The organism is Planktothricoides sp. SR001 (assembly GCF_001276715.1).
Lineage (GTDB): Bacteria > Cyanobacteriota > Cyanobacteriia > Cyanobacteriales > Laspinemataceae > Planktothricoides > Planktothricoides raciborskii.
In genome coordinates this window covers 16540-35145 of sequence record NZ_LIUQ01000050.1, presented here as the reverse complement: position 1 = coordinate 35145, position 18606 = coordinate 16540, and the positions used below count along the sequence as shown (strand labels likewise).

Here is an 18606-nt window from a genome sequence, read left to right as displayed (position 1 = left end):
CGGATAGCTTTAGGCATGATGAGAATATTGTACCGGGCAGAGAATAAACAAGACAAGAAACCGGGTTTCTTTGTCCCATTCCTCAGTTAACGGCGATCGCCAGAAAAGCCCGGTTTCTGGGTTTTCTACCCAAGACAAGAAACCGGGTTTCTTTCTCCCATTCCTCAGTTAACGGCGATCGCCAGAAAAGAAACCCGGTTTCTGGGTTCTCTATTGCCCCATCTATTAACCCATCCGTTCCCCATCAATTTTGACTAATTCTGCCATCGGGCATAGTCGCACCAGTTAAATTAGCATCAACTAAATTGGTTTCTCGGAAGATAGCAAATTGTAAATTTGCTTCGGTTAAATCCACTTGATTAAAATTAGTTTTGAATAAATTTGTACCCCGCAAATCTGCATAACGCAGGATTGCCCCTTTTAGGTTTGCCCCGCGCAGATCCGCTTCAAATAGGTTGGCAGAATCTAATCGAGTGGGTTTATTATTATTCTGAATTAGAGTTAAATCCGCCCCGCGTAAGCTGCTGCGTTGTAGATTTGCTTCCATTAATGAGGCACCACTCAGGTCAGCAAAACTTAGGTCGGCGCCACTTAAGTCCGATTTGTCAAAGTTCGCGGTACTGAGTTTCGCCCCGCGTAGGTTCGCCCCGACTAAACGCGCCATTCTCACATTAGCTCTGGCTAAATTAGCGTTACTTAAGTTACTGTTACTTAAGTTAGCACCAACTAGGTTCACGCCTGTGAGAATAGCTTGGGAAAGATTAGCCTCGGATAGGTTGGCGTCTCTTAAGTCTCCAGCAGTTAAGTGAGAAACAACTAAAGGCGGGTTGACGTTGGTAATTACATTTATGCCAGCGCTATTGGGATGAGGTTGGGCGAGGTTTGCCTCACTTAAATTAGCCCCAGAAAGGTCAGCCCAGCGAATAATGGCACCAGATAAGTCCGCCTGGGATAGGTTGGCGCCGGTGAGGTTGGCGCCCCGCAAGTCTGCGCCCATGAGTTTTGCTCCCGCTAGGTTCGCCCTAGTGAGGTCTGCCCCCACTAGGTCGCATCCCATGCATTCATTTCTGGTTAGTAATCTGTTTACATGGTCAGCGTTGGCAGCGATCGCACTCTGGCTGAATCCTAGAGGAGTGATTACCGTGGCAGCGATCGCCGCGATCGCCTGCCAGAAATTTGCCCCCGTCCCTGGTAGGCGGTTGTTTTGGCGTAATTTGCCGAAAAAATTCATGGGGATATTCATGGGGATATTCATGGGGATATTCATAGCATTAGGTGAAAATTTTTCTGGAATTAATCACTAGGTTAAAAGATTTCTCGCCGGCGATCGCCAAACCCATCCTACTTGTGGGGCGATCGCCCATCTCCTACCGATCGCCAAAATTTTATACTGGTAAATAACGTGAAATATTTGACTGAGGTCAAGATATGGCTCCCAATCCCACGATTATGCAAGCCGTGGAACAGCTAGATTACCGCGTCACCATTGGGGACGTGGCAGCAAAAGCGGGCTTAGATGTCAAAATCGCCGAACGAGAACTGTTAGTCCTGGCATCCGATGCGGGGGGACATTTACAGGTAGCAGATACGGGGGATTTAGTCTATCTGTTTCCCAAAGATTTTCGGGCGATTTTACGCAATAAGTTCTGGAAACTGCAACTCCAAGAATGGTGGGAAAAAATCTGGCGGGTTTTATTTTACCTAATCCGCATTTCCTTTGGCATTGTTCTAATTGTTTCGATTATCCTGATTTTTGCCGCCATCTTTATTATCGTCACCGCATCCAATCGGGACAACGAAAGTGGTGGAGGACGCAGCCGTTCTGGGGGTGGCGGCATGATTTTTATGCCTAACTTTTGGTATTGGGGGGATTTATTCTGGTTTTTCGACCCAGACTATCGCCGCAGTCACCAACGGCGCCAAGAACGACGCGATCGCCGCGAAGCCGAGAAAGAACCGGGGATGAATTTCCTAGAGGCGGTGTTTTCCTTCTTATTTGGCGATGGCAACCCCAATGCCGACTTAGAAGAAAAACGTTTTTCGGCGATCGCCACAGTGATTCGCAACAATGGCGGCGCCGTGACTGGGGAACAAATCGCCCCATACCTGGACCAAGCGATCGATGACTATGAAGAATATATGCTGCCCGTACTCACCCGGTTTAATGGTCTGCCTCAAGTCAGTCCCGACGGGGAAATTGTCTATCATTTCCCAGAATTACAAATTACGGCGACCAAAACCCACCGGCAATCGGTTCCTGCCTATTTAGAAGAAATCCCCTGGCAGTTTAGTCAAGCCAGCAGCGCCCAAAAAATCCTTTCTGCGGGATTGGGTGGCTTGAACTTGGTCGGGGCGCTGATGCTGGGTTCCCTGCTGCAAGACGACGAAATCGCCGAGGTCGTCAAAGAACTCGGTGGTTTAGTCGCCCTTGTGGATTCGATTTATTGGCTGTTATTGGCTTATGGCGCCGCTTTTTTAATCATTCCTCTGGTGCGTTATTTCTGGATTCAATGGCGCAATGGTAAGATTTTGGCGAACAATCAACAACGCCAAGAACGGGCGATCGCCTTGGAACAAGCGGATGACCAACTCCAGAAAAAACTCGCCTACGCCAGCCAGTTTGCTGCCCAAAATGTCATCAGCACTGCGGACTTAGCCTACACCACGGAAACCGATTTAATCGAACAAGAATTTCAGCGATCGGCCCAACTGGACGCCGAATGGCAGCGTAAATTAGACGGAAATTAACTAATTTTCAAACTTTCGAGACTGCCGGACAATTGGCGATCGGACCTGCCAGCGCCAAGGCAACTCAGTCCCCACAGATAAACCAATGCGGGTGGTTTGCACCAGGGAATCATTATTAAGCTGTTGGGCAAAATCTGCGGTACGATGTTCTAGCCATAAGGAGCCATTGGCATCAAGCAGTTGACCATTTAAACTCAGGTCAATTTGTAAAGCCCGACAGAGTTTACAAATTGACCTGCGGCGAGCCGATGCAGTTTATCTCGGGACTGAAGATGGGCAGGTCTTGACTCCAACTGCAAAGCGCGAATTAAGACCGCACTGGCAGTCGGCACTAACAAGGGCGGCGCGATCGCTGGAAATGTTTAAACAGTGGTACATCCCATAGATTAAATAAACATAGATAGTTCCGGGAGTACCAAACATCGCCGAGTTCCGAGGAGTCCGCTGACGATAACCATGACAAGCCGGATCTTCTGCGGTATAGGCTTCGGTTTTCACAATCATGCCCCGAATCATTTGCCCATCAGCCAGTCGTCTCACCAAATGACAGCCAATCAAATCCCGTGCGACCTCCAGACATGGACGGGTCAGCCATTCAGAATCTACAATATTGGCGGAAAATACATTCATCAAAAACCAAGGGGTATTATGGATATCAAGTTAGTAATTTCGATCTTGACTGTACTTTTCATCGTTTCCTGCCTGTTTTTTGGCACCCAAAACGGATTTTACGATACCGATAATTATCACGGCAACGGTTCAGCCCACTAATTCGCCCATAACTTACCCATAACTTATTTTTATCCCCGGACACCAATAACAGGTGTCTTTTTTTTCTTCACCGGATTTATTAAGTTTTAATTAAATTTAGCCCGAAGCTGATTGACATTTATTCCCATAATTGTAACAATAAATACAGACAAAGCAACGTTCATCTCGGATAAAGACCTCCTGGAGAATTTTCCCGGAGTCATCAGGTAGAGACGGAAGTAGGGATGATCCCGAAGGAACGCGCCTCATTCAAAACGAACAAATTTTAAGAGGCGAAAACTATGAAACTCTGTTATCGCGGCGTTAGTTATGAATATACTCCCCCCACTTTAAAAATCACACTGGGGGAAGTGGTGGGAAAATATCGCGGTCTAGATGTGCGATTCGCGAAAGCGATCCGCTTTGCGGAATCGCGCACTCTAGCCACCATGCCTATGGAGCAACCAAGCTTTGAGTTGCAATATCGGGGAGTTCCCTATACAAGTGGCAGCAAAGTGGCGGCAACACAACCGGCACAGGTTGCCGCATCAGAACCCGTCAGCCTCCCAGCTTTGGATACCACAGAAAAAGCTCGTACCCTCATGGTGAAACAGTCGCGAGGAATTAAAAAGCGTCAACAGGCAATGCTCAGTCGTTTAGCGATGGAAGTCGGTTTAGGTAGTAATGTGGCGGATTATTGGAATCGCATCCAAGGCAAAATTCATCCGACTTTTCGGATCAGCTATGACCGGAGTCATGTTGCTTTTAGTTAAGATTTCTGGCCATGATTTTGCAGATTCATAGGCAATCACCTAGCATTTCTAAACATAAAAACCCTATCTAACCGGGAAGTTTGAAGTTTATTTCCTGGGATTGCTTTTCTGCTATAACAGAGCGCTCTTCTGTGCGCGAATGCGAAAAACGCCTCTCTCATGGGAGGTGTTTTTATTTGCTGATTCTTTGAAGATAAATTTTTTCAGCTATCCGTAGGGTGTGAAAGCGCAAAGCGTAACGCACCAATACCCGATATATAGATTCGTTGCTTAAGTATTACTGAAAATAAATTTTGTCAGGATATTTTTTCAAGATATTGATAGCGGATTGTGGCGATCGCCCCAAAAACAAGCGCCAAAAAGATCGCGGGATTTAATCGGATAAGCTAAAGTTAAAATAATTTACAGAGAGCCTACAGGGAGAGGTTGACTGTGGCTACAATCGCTCAACCGATATCAAAACTTAAAATTACCTGGCCACTGTTGCCAGATGACTTTCTCTTACCCGATGACCCCGTAGAAAATACAGACCAACCTTTAATCGCGGCTGCTTTGCGTGAGCTTTTGTTAGACCAACCGGAATTAATCGAGGATGCACTGGTGGTTTCCAACTTTGCCCTCTGTGCCGGGATGGGCGATCGCATCATATCCAAAGCCCCTGACTGGATGTACCTAAAACCTGTAGAACCCTAGCCCCATCGTTACCCACGCCGCAGCTACACTCCCCACAAAGAAGGCGGAGTGCCCCAAGTAGTGATGGAATTTCTTTCCGCCAACTATGGCGAAGAATACTCCGTGGAATATCGAGAAAGTGTGGGTAAGTGGTTTTTTTACGAGCAGGTGATCCAGGTTCCCTGCTATACGATCTTCCGACCAGAGACAGGACACATAGAAGTCTATGCTCTCGAAGCTGGCAAGTATCAAGAACAAACTGCCGATGCCGCAGGACGTTTTTGGATTCCCGGACTAAACCTATTTCTCGGAGTTTGGCACGGAACCCATTCCGCCCGAAACGGCTATTGGTTACGCTGGTGGAATGCTCAAGGCGAACTTCTGTTATGGCCAGAAGAACGGGCCGAAGCCGAACACCAACGGGCTGAAGCCGAACGCCAACGGGCCGAAGCCGAACGCCAGGAAAAAGAACAATTACAAGCGGCACTCGAACAACAACAACAGCGAATGCAAGAGTTATTAGCTCGATGTGCTGCCTTGGGAATTGATCCCGAAGAGTGGAGCTAAGAAACCGGGTTTCTGCTGTTTGATCCAGAAACCCGGTTTCGGCTATTTGTTGCCAAAATTGTAGGATTTACCAGAAAAGAAACCCGGTTTCTCGTTTCTGCTGTTTGATCCAGAAACCGGGTTTCTGCCGTTTCTTGCCAAAATTGTCTGATTTACCCTCAAAGAAACCCGGTTTCTTTAGAAAAAATCCGGTTTTTCCGTGGTTAAAAACTCAATTTTTGGTAATAACGGGTCTTGGACAATTCCCATGCCATTAAATCCCCAACGATCTAAAAGATTTTTCAGCCCCGACTGAGTAATTGACTCGACAGCAAAGCGATCGCGCATATCCCCCGCATACTTATTCAGATAACTCAGGGCATCAAAATTTTCTGGAAACATCAGTAGATATCCCTTCTGAGCCTTTCCATCGGCATCGTTCACTTTTGGATGCGCCGCTAGATAACTGCCGTCAATTTTAGAACGAATTAAATAATAAATTTGAGTCATTTTTTTTAATCATCAGCCCCCAATTTAATCCGAGGATCGACCGCTTTTAGGAGTAAATCCGCTAACAAATTTCCGAGGATCAACATCACCGCACCCATCATCAAACTGCCCATCACTAAATACAAATCCTGAGACTGGACTGCTTGCAAAATCAGCCGCCCCAACCCAGGCCAATTAAAGAAGGTTTCCGCAATAAAGGCTCCTCCCAATAAACTGGAAAACTCAAACCCTAAAATCGTGATTAATGGGTTGATGGCATTTCGCAAAGCATGAACATAAATCACGCGATTTTCCGGCAAACCCTTGGCGCGAGCGGTTTGGATATAATCTTGCCGCAGGACATCCAATAATTGACCGCGAGTAATCCGTTGTAACCCGGCAAAACTGGTGATACTCAGGGCTAAAGTGGGTAAAATCATATGCCAACCAATATCGATCATTTTGCCAAAGGGGGTGAGTTGATCGTGATAGATACTGGTCATGCCCCCCACCGGGAATACAGGAGAGGTAATTTGGGCGACAAATAATAGCAATAAGGCAGTAATCAGACTGGGAAATCCTTGCCCGGTGTAGCTGATCACTTGTAACACCCGATCCACTGTGCCATTTTGCTTCAGGGCGCCCAAAATCCCCAGGGGAATGGCGATCGCCCAAGTAATCACCAACGAAGCGATCGACAACAACAAAGTATTGGGGATCCTTTCCCACAACAAATCTGCCACTTTTCGGTTGTAAACAAAACTTTGGCCAAAATCCCCCTGGCTTAAAATCTGCCATAACCACCGCGAATATTGTTCAATGGGATGCCGATCCAAACCAAACTGTTGATTATATTGCTCCAGTGTCTCTTGAGAAATGGCGGGATTTTGCCGCAAAGCATCCAGGTAATCCCCTGGGGCAAGTTGAATAATCGCAAAACTAAGCATCGATGCCAATAATAAAGTGAGCACCGCTTGTAAGAGGCGCTTCACCACATAGAAAAACGTATCGCTGGCAAAAAAGGCGATCGCCGCATCCTTCAATGCCGTGATGGGCTGCCCAGAGGAAACCTTAAAAGAAGTCATAGTCAATTGGGGAATGAGAAACCGTGAAACAGACAGGAGAGATCAACCATATTTTAATCATGCAATCAATTAATTACCTTAATCTCTCACCGACAGCCGTACCAAAACTGACCAAGTATTTTTTTTATGAGCTTTACTTAGGCGTGAATGAAACGGCATGAGTTGATTGGAGCCGCTTTCCCGGTTCTCGGAGCCAGGAGACTATCGACTAAATACATCCCACCTCCAGGGTCAACCGGCGATCCCTATCGGCAAAAAACCGGCTTTAGACCAGATTTCAGCCGGATCCTAGCGCCCAGCGATCAATTTATTCGGGGGAAGATCACCCTGAATTTACAACCTCTGGGTAAATTTTAAAAAAAATTTCCAAAATGTTCATAGATTTCAATGATAGAATCACTGATAACTGAACGTGCTTCGAGGCTTTCCTGTGATCCGTTCTGCTGCTTTAACTCTCCCAACTTCTTTGGGTAACATTTCCGATCACAGCCGCCTACGGCTGTTTTCAGGTTCTTCAAATGTCCCTTTATCTCAGGAAGTAGCTCACTACCTGGGAATCGACTTAGGGCCAATGGTACGCAAGCGGTTTGCCGATGGAGAACTGTACATTCAAATTCAGGAATCTATCCGAGGCTGTGATGTTTATCTGATTCAGCCAACCTGCTACCCAGTAAACAATAACCTGATGGAACTGCTGATTATGATTGATGCTTGCCGTCGAGCATCAGCCAGACAAATTACCGCAGTCATTCCTTACTATGGTTATGCTAGGGCAGATCGGAAAACGGCGGGACGTGAGTCGATTACCGCCAAATTGGTTGCCAATTTGATCACCGAAGCGGGAGCAACTCGTATGGTGGCAATGGATTTGCACTCAGGGCAAATCCAGGGCTATTTTGATATCCCGTTTGATCATGTTTACTCTTCGCCGGTTTTGCTAGATTATTTAGCTCACAAAAATCTGCCGGATCTGGTGGTCGTTTCCCCAGATGTCGGCGGGGTGGCAAGAGCGAGAGCTTTTGCGAAAAAACTCAATGATGCGCCCTTAGCCATTATTGATAAACGTCGCCAAGCCCATAATGTGGCGGAAGTGATGAATCTAATTGGTGACGTTAAAGGCAAAACAGCGGTCTTAGTCGATGACATGATTGATACCGCTGGCACGATTACTGAGGGCGCCCGGTTACTGCGTCGTGAAGGAGCCAGACAAGTTTATGCTTGTGCCACCCATGCAGTCTTTTCTCCTCCTGCGGTGGAGCGTTTGTCATCGGGAGTCTTTGAAGAGGTGATTGTAACGAATACTATCCCTGTTGCTGAAGAACTCCGCTTCGATCAGTTACGTATCCTATCAGTGGCCAATTTGCTGGGTGAAACTATCTGGCGTGTCCATGAAGATAGTTCGGTAAGTAGTATGTTCCGCTAAATCTATCGCTATCTCAATCACTATCCCAATATTAATGGTTCTTAGTGGCTGCTGGATTGCCGATGAAAATTTATTGATGCTGTGGTTCCCGCTTGAATCAGTATTTTCTGTGATCTTTTGGGCTACCGATCCAGTTCGGGATATTTTGATTTTCTCTCTATCGTGCCAATGCTCAAACTAAACAGGGTTTTGGCCTGGTAGTCTGCCTCCGTTGATGCGGGGGTTTTTTGTGTTCTGGGGAGAATTCTCCACTACCAGGATTGGGTTATGTTCATTACAAACAGAAATCTTTGACTCTTTGAGCTTATGGTTGTACTGCATGATGCCTGATGAATTCCTCATATTTAGATAATTCCTGTTTGATTCGGCTTTTAGATTTGACCTGGTGAGTGACCTGGTGAGTGGTGTTTGGTGAATATTTCACCCTCTGTCAATCATGTTAATGGATCATGTTAACGGATATGTTTGATTCAATTGGTGATCTAATTAACAAATTAACCTAGTTAAGCTTTTATACTTGGTCAAAAAAACTTAACTTTTCTAAATATTTATTAAATAAAATTCATAATATATATATTGTTCAGATGACTTTTTAGCTAAATGTCAAGCTTTACAGACATAAAGATTTGCCAGTCACTTTGGAGAATTTGGATAATTATCCCTGGTGGGCAAGAGAGAGGCAGGGCTGAGGCTCTAGGCTCAGAAAATCAGCAATTTTACGGATCTCAAGTTACCTAATTATACTGATGGCAACTTTAATCATTTATTGATAAGGTTGAAATTAAGAACTTAAATCATATAAATGAGAGATACTTATGCTAAGTAAATATACGGCAGGCGGTTCGGTGAAGTACCGTGATTTAATTAAAGATATCCGCAGAAAGAGCGATCGCAGTTTAGAAATTCGCCATCAAGAAATGGAGAGTCATCACCAGACCTTAGTCAAGGGGAGAGTAGATGCGGCTGCAACCAACACAGCCCAGACTTTAGCCGCAAAAATAAAAACCTTTTTAGAAGGCAAAAGAAAGTTTATAAATTTTAACGATCCCATTAACGATAGGGAAAATATGAATATTCTGGAGAATAAGGATAGATATTTGGCATTAGAACTCAATGGTTCTCCAGAGCAACATTCAAATTTAATGAATGATGAAAAAGTATTTGTTCTGAACGAAGGATTGTGCAAACAAAAGTCTCCCGGACGCTGGTCAGGCAAAAAAAATGGGCAAAATCCAGAATTTAGGACAAATGCCGAGAGGCAAATTATGACTGAAAAGATAAGGGGAAAAAACCCAAGCCATGATATTTCTATATCGCCGAATATATTCGGCGATCGCCATCTAATTGAGGCGGCTCTCTGGGAGAGTGAAATTAAAAATCGGAGTTTATTAAATGCGATTCCTGACTTGGTGTTTCGGCTAAATCAGCAAGGAATTTTTCTCGATTATTTTCCGGCAAAAGATGATCTGAACGCCCCGGAACCAGAACACTTTATCGGCAAAAGTATTGATGAAGCTCTCTCAGAAGATTTAGCCCTCTGGACTCGCTGTTATTTAGAGAAAACTTTGGCCACGGGACAACCCCAAGTTGGCGAATATAATCTGCGAGAAAATAATACATGGAAACATTATGAAGCGCGATATGTCCCCTTTGGCAGCACTGAGGTAATTGCCATTATCCGGGATATTACCATCCGCAAACAGATGGAAGCAGACTTGCGCTTGTCCCAAGTGCGGGAACGCGATCGCGCTCGACAAGTGGAACAAACTTTACAGCAGTTACAGCAAACTCAATCCCAATTGATTCAAGCGGAAAAAATGTCCGCCCTGGGGAGTATGGTGGCCGGAATTGCCCATGAAATTAACAATCCCATTAGCTTTATCTATGGCAATGTAGCTCCAGCCATTGAATATATTCAAGATTTGCTAGAGTTGGTGATGCTTTATCAGCAACACCATAATCCACCTGATTTGGCAATTCAAAAGCATCTAGAAAATATCGAGCTGGATTTTCTCATTGAAGACCTGCCTAAATTACTTTCCAGTATGAAAATGGGGGCGGAACGGATTAAAGAAATCGTCAAATCTCTCCGCAATTTTTCCCGCTTAGATGAAGGGGAGAAAAAACCCGTCGATATTCACGAAGGCATTGATAATACTCTGCTGATTCTCCAACATCGACTCAAAGCCCAGAGCGCTCGCCAGGCGATTACCGTAGAAAAAAACTATGGTGCAATTCCTAAAATTGAATGTTATGCAGGATTAATGAATCAAGTGTTTATGAACATTCTCAGCAATGCGATCGATGCCTTAGAATATTGTCATATCAACCAAAATTACGACAGCAGTAAAGCACTAGGAATTCAGATTAGCAGCAAAATTTCTCCAGACAATTTTTTGGTAATTAGCATTGCTGATAATGGACCGGGGATTCCCGAAGAAATTAAAACAAGATTGTTCGATCCATTTTTTACCACTAAACCTGTAGGCAAGGGTACGGGCTTGGGGTTGTCAATTTCTTACTCCATTGTTGAAAAGCATGGTGGTCAATTGCAATGTATTTCAGAAGTCGGCAAAGGAACAAAATTTATCATTCAGATTCCTTTACAACTTTCTGATGCTTAATTTGATCTATTAACTTTAAATCAATATAAAATTTTTACAAAAAAATTGCCAAAAAAATTATAAAAATTCAGTTTATTTATAATAAATTTTAATCTGACTGATAATCGTTAGTTAATAGCCAAGGTAAAAAAACGGAAAATTCAGTTTTTTCAAAAAAAAATCTTAATTTAACATTATGAATTAAGCTGAATATTTAAATTTTAGCTTCAGCAAATTTTTTTCAAAAAATAAATCACGTTATTCTGGCCAGCAAAAGTACCTCATAGGGGTTAGTAAAGCCATCGACTCTATCAGCGGCCGTCTGGTCTAAAACTTTACTAACTGCACCTAATACCGTTTCCAATTAAGAATGCAACTTCTTTGGGCGCGGCGGCTTGCGGCCAAATTAACCTAGTAACTGTAGCAAGAATTTTTGAAATTGGTATAAATATCAGGATTTGACAGTGATGGATTGCCAAGTCATGGCAGCAACAGTCCCTTGACAATGGCGAGGGAGATTCCGATTAAAAATTACCCCTGGTAATTTCAACCTAAAGCCGAAAAAAGTCTTAAAGATTAAGCGAGGTCAGTTCGTCTAAACTTAATCACTTTCCGTGAGATGTCCAGTCCTGGATCGCCAGATTTTCCCGAAAAAAAATAGCCGCCACGGCGATCGCCCGTCTGGACAGCCAAAAAATTCTCTGAAGCGATCGCCAAAAGCCCCTCGAACTATTGTAGAATTCTGGCTACTGTGGTGAGTTAAATCTGAATCCCTCACCTTCAGGTAAATTTAATGATTTGTTAATGATTGGAGTTTCACGAGTTTTTGTTAGTAAGATCATGTAGCTTCATTCTCAGTAAGATGTCCATTACTAAAATCCATCCAGCAATGAGGAATTGTTATGCCTGACGAGTATCGTTTTGAAACGCTTCAAATTCATGCCGGTCAAGAACCCGCCCCGGGAACCAATGCCCGGGCAGTGCCGATCTACCAAACCACTTCCTATGTCTTCAATGACGCGGATCACGGGGCGCGATTGTTTGCCCTGCAAGAATTTGGCAACATCTACACCCGACTGATGAATCCCACCACCGATGTCTTTGAAAAGCGAATTGCCGCTTTAGAAGGTGGGGTGGCGGCTTTGGCGACTTCCAGCGGACAAGCAGCCCAATTTATCGCGATCAATAATATTGCGGAAGCCGGAGACAACATTGTCTCTACCAGTTTTCTCTATGGTGGCACCTACAACCAATTCAAGGTCAGCCTACCTCGCATGGGCATTAACGTTAAATTCGTAGACGGAGATAATCCCAAGGATTTTGCTAAAGCCATTGACGATCGCACCAAAGCTTTATATGTAGAAACCATTGGCAATCCTGGGTTTAACATTCCTGACTTTGCCGCCTTAGCGGACGTGGCCCATAAAAATGGCATTCCCCTGATTGTCGATAATACCTTTGGTTGTGGTGGCTATTTATGCCGTCCCATTGAACACGGTGCTGATATTGTGGTGGAATCTGCTACCAAATGGATTGGCGGTCATGGCACTTCCATTGGTGGCGTGATTGTGGATTCCGGTAAATTTAACTGGGGGAATGGTAAATTTCCCGTGTTTACCGACCCAGCCCCCGGTTATCATGGCTTGAAGTTCCAAGAAGTTTTTGGCCCCGATGGTCCGTTTGGTAATATTGCGTTTATTATTCGGGCTCGCGTGGAAGGCTTGCGGGACTTAGGTCCTTGTCTGAGTCCTTTTAATGCATTTTTACTGCTGCAAGGACTGGAAACTTTATCTTTACGGGTCGATCGCCATACCAGTAATGCGTTGGCGTTGGCAAAATGGTTAGAGTCCCATGAGCAAGTCGAATGGGTGAGTTATCCCGGATTATCGAGTCATCCTTCCCACAAGCGGGCCAAGAAATACCTCAAACATGGCTTTGGCTGTGTTTTGACCTTTGGGATTAAAGGCGGACGCGAAGCTGGACGTTCCTTTATCGATCATGTCAAGTTAGCCTCTCACTTAGCCAATGTGGGAGATGCGAAGACTTTGGTGATTCATCCGGCTTCCACCACTCACCAACAATTGACTGACGAGGAACAACTATCCGCTGGTGTCACCCCTTCATCCATTCGCGTGTCCGTCGGTTTGGAACATATCGACGACATTAAAGCAGACTTTGAGCAAGCTTTTGCTCAAGTCAAGACTTAATTTTTTCCGGTCACATCTACTATGAATTACCAGCACTTCGTCTCACCAGATACCGCGTTTCATAGCCTGTCTACCCCCTTCCCCTTAGAGTCTGGGGAGCAATTGTTTGGGGTGCAGGTGGCTTATCGCACTTGGGGAAGTTTAAATGCTGCCCGGGATAACGCGGTTCTGATCTGTCATGCGTTTACGGGTTCTGCCGATGCAGATTACTGGTGGGCGCCCTTATTTGGACCGGGAAAAGCCCTAGACCCTGACCGTGATTTTATTATTTGTAGCAATATCCTCGGTAGTTGTTATGGCACCACCGGGCCGACTTCTATTAATCCCAAAACTGGTGAAATGTATGGCGCCAATTTTCCCCAAATTACGGTGCGGGATATGGTGCATTTACAAGCACGGTTTTTGGAGGAGTTGGGAGTGCAATCGCTCAATTTGGTGATTGGCGGTTCTCTGGGAGGGATGCAAGTGCTGGAATGGGCGGTACTCTACCCAGAACGGGTGAGAGCGATCGCCCCCATTGCCATATCCGGCAGACATTCTGCCTGGTGTATTGCTTGGAGTGAAGCCCAACGGCAAGCGATTTATGCGGATCCCAACTGGAATGGGGGGCATTATTCTGACGACCAACCCCCGATCCAAGGACTCGCGATCGCCCGCATGATTGCCATGAGCACCTACCGTTCTTGGGAAAACTTTGAGCAGCGCTTTGGTCGCCAACTCCAACAGAGCAAAGCCAAAGAACAGTTTGCCATCTCCAGCTATTTGCAATACCAAGGAGAAAAACTGATCGAACGGTTTGATGCCAACACCTACGTTATCCTCACTCATGCAATGGACAGCCACGATCTCAGCCGTCCCGATCGCGATTATGAATCGGTACTCCGCAATATTCCTCATCCCACCTTGGTGGTCGGAATTACTACCGATGTCCTCTATCCTCCTGCTGAACAAGAAGAACTGGCGAATTTAATTCCCCAGGCAAAACTTTTCTGGTTAAACTCTCCCCACGGCCATGATGCTTTTTTAATTGAGATGGACAAGCTCAATGATTTCGTAGTGGAATTTCGCCAGGAATTTAAGTTATAAGTTGTTATTGGTTGGTTGTTGTTGGTTGTTGGTTGTTTGTTGTTTGTTGTTGGTTATTAGAGGGAACGGGCATCAGGGTGTAGGGTAAGAGGTGTAGCCCTTCGGCAGGCTCAGGGTAAGAGGTGTGGGGAAGAGTGAATAGTGAAGAGTGAATAGTGAATAGTGAATAGTGAATAGTGAATAGTGAATAGTGATATTTTTTTGTACGGGTGTCCTTGCGAAGCATAATCCGTCAGGCCTTATGGCCATTCGCCCCTACGACTTTTCAATGCATCACTTTTCACTTTCCCCCCGATGGCGGCCGATGGCGGCCGATGGCAGCCCCACACCCTTTCTTTCCCCCGCACCATCCGCTCCCCCGCACCATCCGCTCCCCCGCTCCCCACACCCCAACCAACAACCATCAATCATTTTCCCGCCACCCAGACAGGGGACAAACCCAATCACTTGGTAAAGTAGAAGGCCAACCTTGGGCTAAGGCTTCGGGACAAATAACGTGCAGAGTCATCTGACAATCCAGCATCTCGTATTTAGAAGCTTGTGCTTGCTTGCGACAAATTTTTAATACCGCTTCATTGGTAAACTCAACGGTTTTATAGCATTGAACACAGACTAGATGGTGATGATGTTGCGGGGCAGGGGGGTTGATTTCATAGTGTTTATGTCCTTCGGCCAGTTCCAGTTCTCGCAAAATTCCCATCCGAGCCATTAACTTCAGGGTGCGGTAAATTGTGGCGAGGCTAATTTTCTCTTGTTTGAGTTCCAGTAATTTTTGTAGTTCTTCCGCACTGAGATGTTTACCCTGGGGAAGAGTTTGAAAAATGTTGAGAATTGTCTGTCGCTGTGGCGTCAGTCTAAATCCCTGCTGTTTGAGTTCAGCTTTGAGTGAGTCGTTTGTGTAAAATGCCATTTGCTGTCATGTCACCAAATAATCATATTAGTTATTAGTTATTGGTTATGGGTTATTTGGTAAAAGCGATGCCATGATTCAAATAACCCATAACCAATAACCTGTGCCGCAAGAAATGTCTCAAACTAATCTAATCTTATTGATAAGACTTGTCAATACGTGCCAGGAATATTTAATCAGAAACCGGGCTGCCTGAAGACATAAACCCGGTTTCTTGAAGAAACCGGGTTTTTATTTCCCCCAGTCGCTCCACCCGAATATCTGGGGTAAATATTTGCCAAATATTGATAAATATAGGTTTTAGCCGTTATTTAGCTCAACGCAGATCCCTGAACCAACGGCGCCACACGGCGACACAATTTTGGTAAACCGGCTAGAGAAATCTAGAGAAATTTACATTATTTCTCAATAATTTCTGAGGATTTGCGGGGAAAAGACAAACCACCCCAGAGGCGATCGCCGATCGCTTCTGGGGTGGTGGTTGTGTTCTCATCAAAAGGAAAAACAGCGGCGGATTAGTCCGCTGTCTATACAGACTTATTCGATACTAGCGTATTCAGTAATCTTTGTGGCGGTTAATTCCCCTTTCTCATTAAATCAGGCTTATTGCATCCGAGATTACCATGATTTTTTGATGAACGATAATAGCTGGGCAACCTCAGAGTAGATTATTAGCGCATCAACGGGGAATACCGCTTAAAAAGCAGATTTTTGCTCGGTTAACCCAGAATTTGCTTAAATATGCCACAAAACCCAGTTGAGCCAATTCTAAAAAAAAATTTTTGGCAATAATCTTGAGAATTCTTCGCACTTAGGGTATGCTCAAACACAGGGGAAAAGTTCCGGTTATTCCGCCGGGAAGCTTAAATTTCCCTCAAGCATGATTAAGAATTACTTGCAATACAGGAGCCTGATGAATCCATCAGAACTAGAATCAGAAGTCAGCCATATCCTACATATCCCAAATAGTCCAACGGAAGCATTACAGATTCATCGTGTCTTGCAGCAATTAAAAGCATCTCGTCCAGACTTGGTGCAATGGTTGAGTCATTGCTGGCATACGGAATAATCATTCATCGGTCAATTTCTTTAAGACAATATTCGCTTCACATCTACCAGCTTCTTACAAAAAATACTGAAAAATTGCAATAAATTAATCTAATCCCAATGAGCAAATCACACAAAATCGTCTCCGAGTTTAATCTAGCCGGTCAGTTCTTCGGTTTTATCCTCAAAGATGGTTATCAACCGAAAATGCTGCGACTGAATACCAACAGTGGGGAATATTGGATTAAAGTTCCGAAAGAATTACGCGGGGATCTGGTGCGGGCTGAACTTTATAATCAGTTAAAACCAGGCGATCGCATCCAAGTGAATGGGCAAAGTATTCGATCGATGAAAAACGGCACTATTAAGTTGGTGGCCGATCGCGTGCAATTGCCGACAAATCATTTTTCTCCCATTTATCCCACCAGTCAGCCCAGCGCACCCCCGACTATGCCTTGCACCGTTGCGGCAACCTGTAACCAACAGAGTCCCCAACAGAAAAAATGCAGTATTTTAGTGTGTGGTAAGTCCGATTGCCGCAAACGTGGGGGGGAAGAAATTGCGATCGCTCTTGAGGAACAATTGCAAGAACTGGGACTGGGCGATCGAGTCCAAATTAAAAAAACCGGCTGTATGAGTCGCTGCAAACAAGCGCCCAATGTGGTGGTGATGCCGGATAAAACTCGCTACAGCGGCCTTGATGTGGCAGAAATTCCCGAATTAATTGAAAAACATTTTCCCGTCACGGCGATGACTTAAATAGTAGGGTGGGCAAAATTTGCCCACCCTACGGGAAACCCTTGTATCACAAGAACTTTGCCGCAAAAATCATTCCTTTGGCTGTGTCAGTAAAAATTTTTAATGAGAATTATTGACAATAAGCCAGAAAACCCCTATAGTCATAAGGCTGTAAATTTTTATTGCAAATATTTATCAAGAAGTATTGGCAGCGATCGCCCACCAGGGAAATAACCCCTAACAACCAATTCTTTCACGCGATCGCTTCTGCGAAAATCCTGCTTCTTCTGTTTGATTTCCCATCACGGAAATGAGCCACCACAGAAACAAACTTGGCATTCTATCAACAACCAATAAAAGAGCAACCAATAAAGGAGCCAATTATGAAAATTAATCGCACATATATCGCCCTCGGTGTTTTAGCATTAGCCGCAAGTATTGGCGTGGCTAAACTGGTCTTTGCCCAACCAAAAACCCTGACCATTTATTCGGGGCGAAATGAACGATTAATCGGGCCTTTAGTAGAAAAGGCTAAACAAGATTTAGGGATCAATATCGAGGTTCGCTATGGGGATACTTCCGAATTGGCGATCGCTATTTTAGAAGAAGGAAACAATAGCCCTGCGGATGTCTATTTTGGTCAAGATGCGGGGGCATTAGGGGCATTAGCGAAAGCGGGCAGAACGGAAGCAATTCCCTCTAACTTATTGGAAAAAGTAGATGGAAAATTTCGCGATCAAAATGGACAATGGGTAGGGATTTCTGGACGGGCTCGTGTCCTAGATTACAACACTAATGAAGTTTCCAGCAATGAATTACCCCGTTCAGTTTGGGAACTAACTCAACCGAAATGGCAGGGAAAAGTTGGCTGGGCTCCTACTAACGGTTCCTTTCAATCATTTGTCACCGCCATGCGTCTGACTGCTGGGAATGAAAAAACCTTAGAATGGCTTAAGGCAATGAAAGCCAATGGCACTAAAGTTTATCCCAAAAATACGGCAATTGTTGAAGCTTTAGGCCGGGGTGAAATTCATTTAGGCTTAGTCAATAACTACTATCTCTATCAGTTTAATGCAGATAATCCTAATTTCCCCGTCAAGCATCACTATATGCCGGGAGATGTAGGCTCAATGGTTAACGTTGCTGGGGTTGCTATTGTGAATACCACTGACCAAAAAGCTGATGCCCAAAAATTCGTTGACTATTTGCTGAAGAATGAGTCCCAAAATTACTTTGCCCAAGAAACTAAGGAATATCCTTTAGTTTCGGGAATTGCCGCACCGAAAGGACAAATCTCGATCGCTCAGATTAACCCGCCCAACATTGATTTAAGCAATTTATCGGATTTGGAAGGGACTTTGGAACTTTTGCAACAAGCGGGATTATTGTAAGTTGATAGTTATTGGTTATTAGTTATTTGTTGTTCGGTCTTCTGACCAATATAGCGGTTATTGTCGTTCGGGAAGTACAGAGGTTTTCTGGATTCCCGCCTGCGCGGGAATGACAAATTTTTTTGTACTTCATAACTA

At 44.7% G+C, this 18606-nt stretch carries 17 protein-coding genes, 2 pseudogenes and 1 riboswitch; of the genes and pseudogenes, 12 read left to right on the top strand and 7 right to left on the bottom strand.

The genetic code is table 11. The features are described 5' to 3' along the window. Positions 1-9: 9 nt before the first annotated feature. On the bottom strand, positions 10-138 hold the full coding sequence (locus AM228_RS36385; protein ID WP_255353253.1) for a hypothetical protein: 129 nt from the start codon (positions 136-138) through the stop codon (positions 10-12). A 106-nt stretch (positions 139-244) separates the two neighbouring features. Then, positions 245-1267 carry a pentapeptide repeat-containing protein gene (locus tag AM228_RS22705; protein WP_082349018.1) on the bottom strand — a complete coding sequence of 341 codons (1023 nt, stop codon included), beginning with the start codon at positions 1265-1267 and terminating at the stop codon, positions 245-247. Positions 1268-1275: 8 nt separating this feature from the next. Between AM228_RS22705 and AM228_RS36380 the strand changes: the two genes are divergently transcribed. Beyond that, positions 1276-1401, top strand: a complete 126-nt coding sequence (locus AM228_RS36380) for a hypothetical protein (RefSeq protein WP_255353252.1) — start codon at positions 1276-1278, stop codon at positions 1399-1401. Between the two features lie 27 nt (positions 1402-1428). Continuing rightward, positions 1429-2748 (top strand): hypothetical protein, encoded by a 1320-nt coding sequence (locus AM228_RS22695; RefSeq protein WP_054469220.1) that lies wholly within the window; start codon positions 1429-1431, stop codon positions 2746-2748. Here AM228_RS22695 and AM228_RS22690 read toward each other — a convergent pair. After that, positions 2749-3378: pseudogene (locus AM228_RS22690) on the bottom strand (DNA-3-methyladenine glycosylase). A 296-nt stretch (positions 3379-3674) separates the two neighbouring features. Next, a riboswitch (Glutamine riboswitch) is annotated at positions 3675-3764 on the top strand. Between the two features lie 36 nt (positions 3765-3800). Here AM228_RS22690 and AM228_RS36970 point away from each other — a divergent pair. The 3 genes and pseudogenes from AM228_RS36970 to AM228_RS36960 form a co-directional block, all read left to right on the top strand. Further along, the gene (locus AM228_RS36970) at positions 3801-4271 is read left to right on the top strand and encodes a DUF4278 domain-containing protein (protein ID WP_054469219.1); all 471 of its coding nucleotides are present in this window, start codon (positions 3801-3803) and stop codon (positions 4269-4271) included. Positions 4272-4703: 432 nt separating this feature from the next. Beyond that, positions 4704-4964 (top strand): hypothetical protein, encoded by a 261-nt coding sequence (locus AM228_RS36965; RefSeq protein WP_313890691.1) that lies wholly within the window; start codon positions 4704-4706, stop codon positions 4962-4964. Positions 4965-4994: 30 nt separating this feature from the next. Beyond that, a pseudogene (locus AM228_RS36960) lies at positions 4995-5510 on the top strand (Uma2 family endonuclease); the annotation flags it as partial. A 177-nt stretch (positions 5511-5687) separates the two neighbouring features. Here AM228_RS36960 and AM228_RS22675 read toward each other — a convergent pair. Together AM228_RS22675 and AM228_RS22670 are read right to left on the bottom strand one after the other, a co-directional pair. Then, the gene (locus tag AM228_RS22675; protein ID WP_054469218.1) at positions 5688-5999 is read right to left on the bottom strand and encodes a hypothetical protein; all 312 of its coding nucleotides are present in this window, start codon (positions 5997-5999) and stop codon (positions 5688-5690) included. A gap of 5 nt (positions 6000-6004) precedes the next feature. Then, positions 6005-7063 carry an ABC transporter permease gene (locus AM228_RS22670; RefSeq protein WP_054469217.1) on the bottom strand — a complete coding sequence of 353 codons (1059 nt, stop codon included), beginning with the start codon at positions 7061-7063 and terminating at the stop codon, positions 6005-6007. A 430-nt stretch (positions 7064-7493) separates the two neighbouring features. Between AM228_RS22670 and AM228_RS22660 the strand changes: the two genes are divergently transcribed. Next, a complete protein-coding gene (locus AM228_RS22660) occupies positions 7494-8486 on the top strand; it encodes a ribose-phosphate pyrophosphokinase (protein ID WP_197285374.1) in 993 nt (330 codons plus the stop codon). Positions 8487-9301: 815 nt separating this feature from the next. Further along, positions 9302-11110 (top strand): ATP-binding protein, encoded by a 1809-nt coding sequence (locus AM228_RS22655; RefSeq protein WP_054469214.1) that lies wholly within the window; start codon positions 9302-9304, stop codon positions 11108-11110. A gap of 555 nt (positions 11111-11665) precedes the next feature. Here AM228_RS22655 and AM228_RS33345 read toward each other — a convergent pair. Then, entirely contained in the window at positions 11666-11806 is a 141-nt protein-coding gene (locus AM228_RS33345; protein WP_156331982.1) for a hypothetical protein, read from the bottom strand. 185 nt (positions 11807-11991) lie between these two features. On the opposite strand from AM228_RS33345, the gene AM228_RS22650 reads away from it, so the two are divergent. Then, positions 11992-13296 carry an O-acetylhomoserine aminocarboxypropyltransferase/cysteine synthase family protein gene (locus AM228_RS22650; protein WP_054469213.1) on the top strand — a complete coding sequence of 435 codons (1305 nt, stop codon included), beginning with the start codon at positions 11992-11994 and terminating at the stop codon, positions 13294-13296. A gap of 21 nt (positions 13297-13317) precedes the next feature. Beyond that, positions 13318-14382 carry a homoserine O-acetyltransferase gene (metX, locus tag AM228_RS22645; protein ID WP_054469212.1) on the top strand — a complete coding sequence of 355 codons (1065 nt, stop codon included), beginning with the start codon at positions 13318-13320 and terminating at the stop codon, positions 14380-14382. Positions 14383-14785: 403 nt separating this feature from the next. On the opposite strand, the gene AM228_RS22640 is transcribed toward metX, so the two are convergent. Continuing rightward, on the bottom strand, positions 14786-15292 hold the full coding sequence (locus AM228_RS22640; protein ID WP_054469211.1) for a Fur family transcriptional regulator: 507 nt from the start codon (positions 15290-15292) through the stop codon (positions 14786-14788). 913 nt (positions 15293-16205) lie between these two features. Here AM228_RS22640 and AM228_RS33340 point away from each other — a divergent pair. The 3 genes from AM228_RS33340 (at position 16206) to AM228_RS22630 (ending at position 18468) form a co-directional block, all read left to right on the top strand. After that, positions 16206-16361 carry a hypothetical protein gene (locus AM228_RS33340; RefSeq protein WP_156331981.1) on the top strand — a complete coding sequence of 52 codons (156 nt, stop codon included), beginning with the start codon at positions 16206-16208 and terminating at the stop codon, positions 16359-16361. 98 nt (positions 16362-16459) lie between these two features. Continuing rightward, a complete protein-coding gene (locus AM228_RS22635) occupies positions 16460-17098 on the top strand; it encodes a (2Fe-2S) ferredoxin domain-containing protein (protein ID WP_054469210.1) in 639 nt (212 codons plus the stop codon). Positions 17099-17460: 362 nt separating this feature from the next. After that, positions 17461-18468 carry an iron ABC transporter substrate-binding protein gene (locus AM228_RS22630; protein WP_054469209.1) on the top strand — a complete coding sequence of 336 codons (1008 nt, stop codon included), beginning with the start codon at positions 17461-17463 and terminating at the stop codon, positions 18466-18468. Positions 18469-18606: the final 138 nt, after the last annotated feature.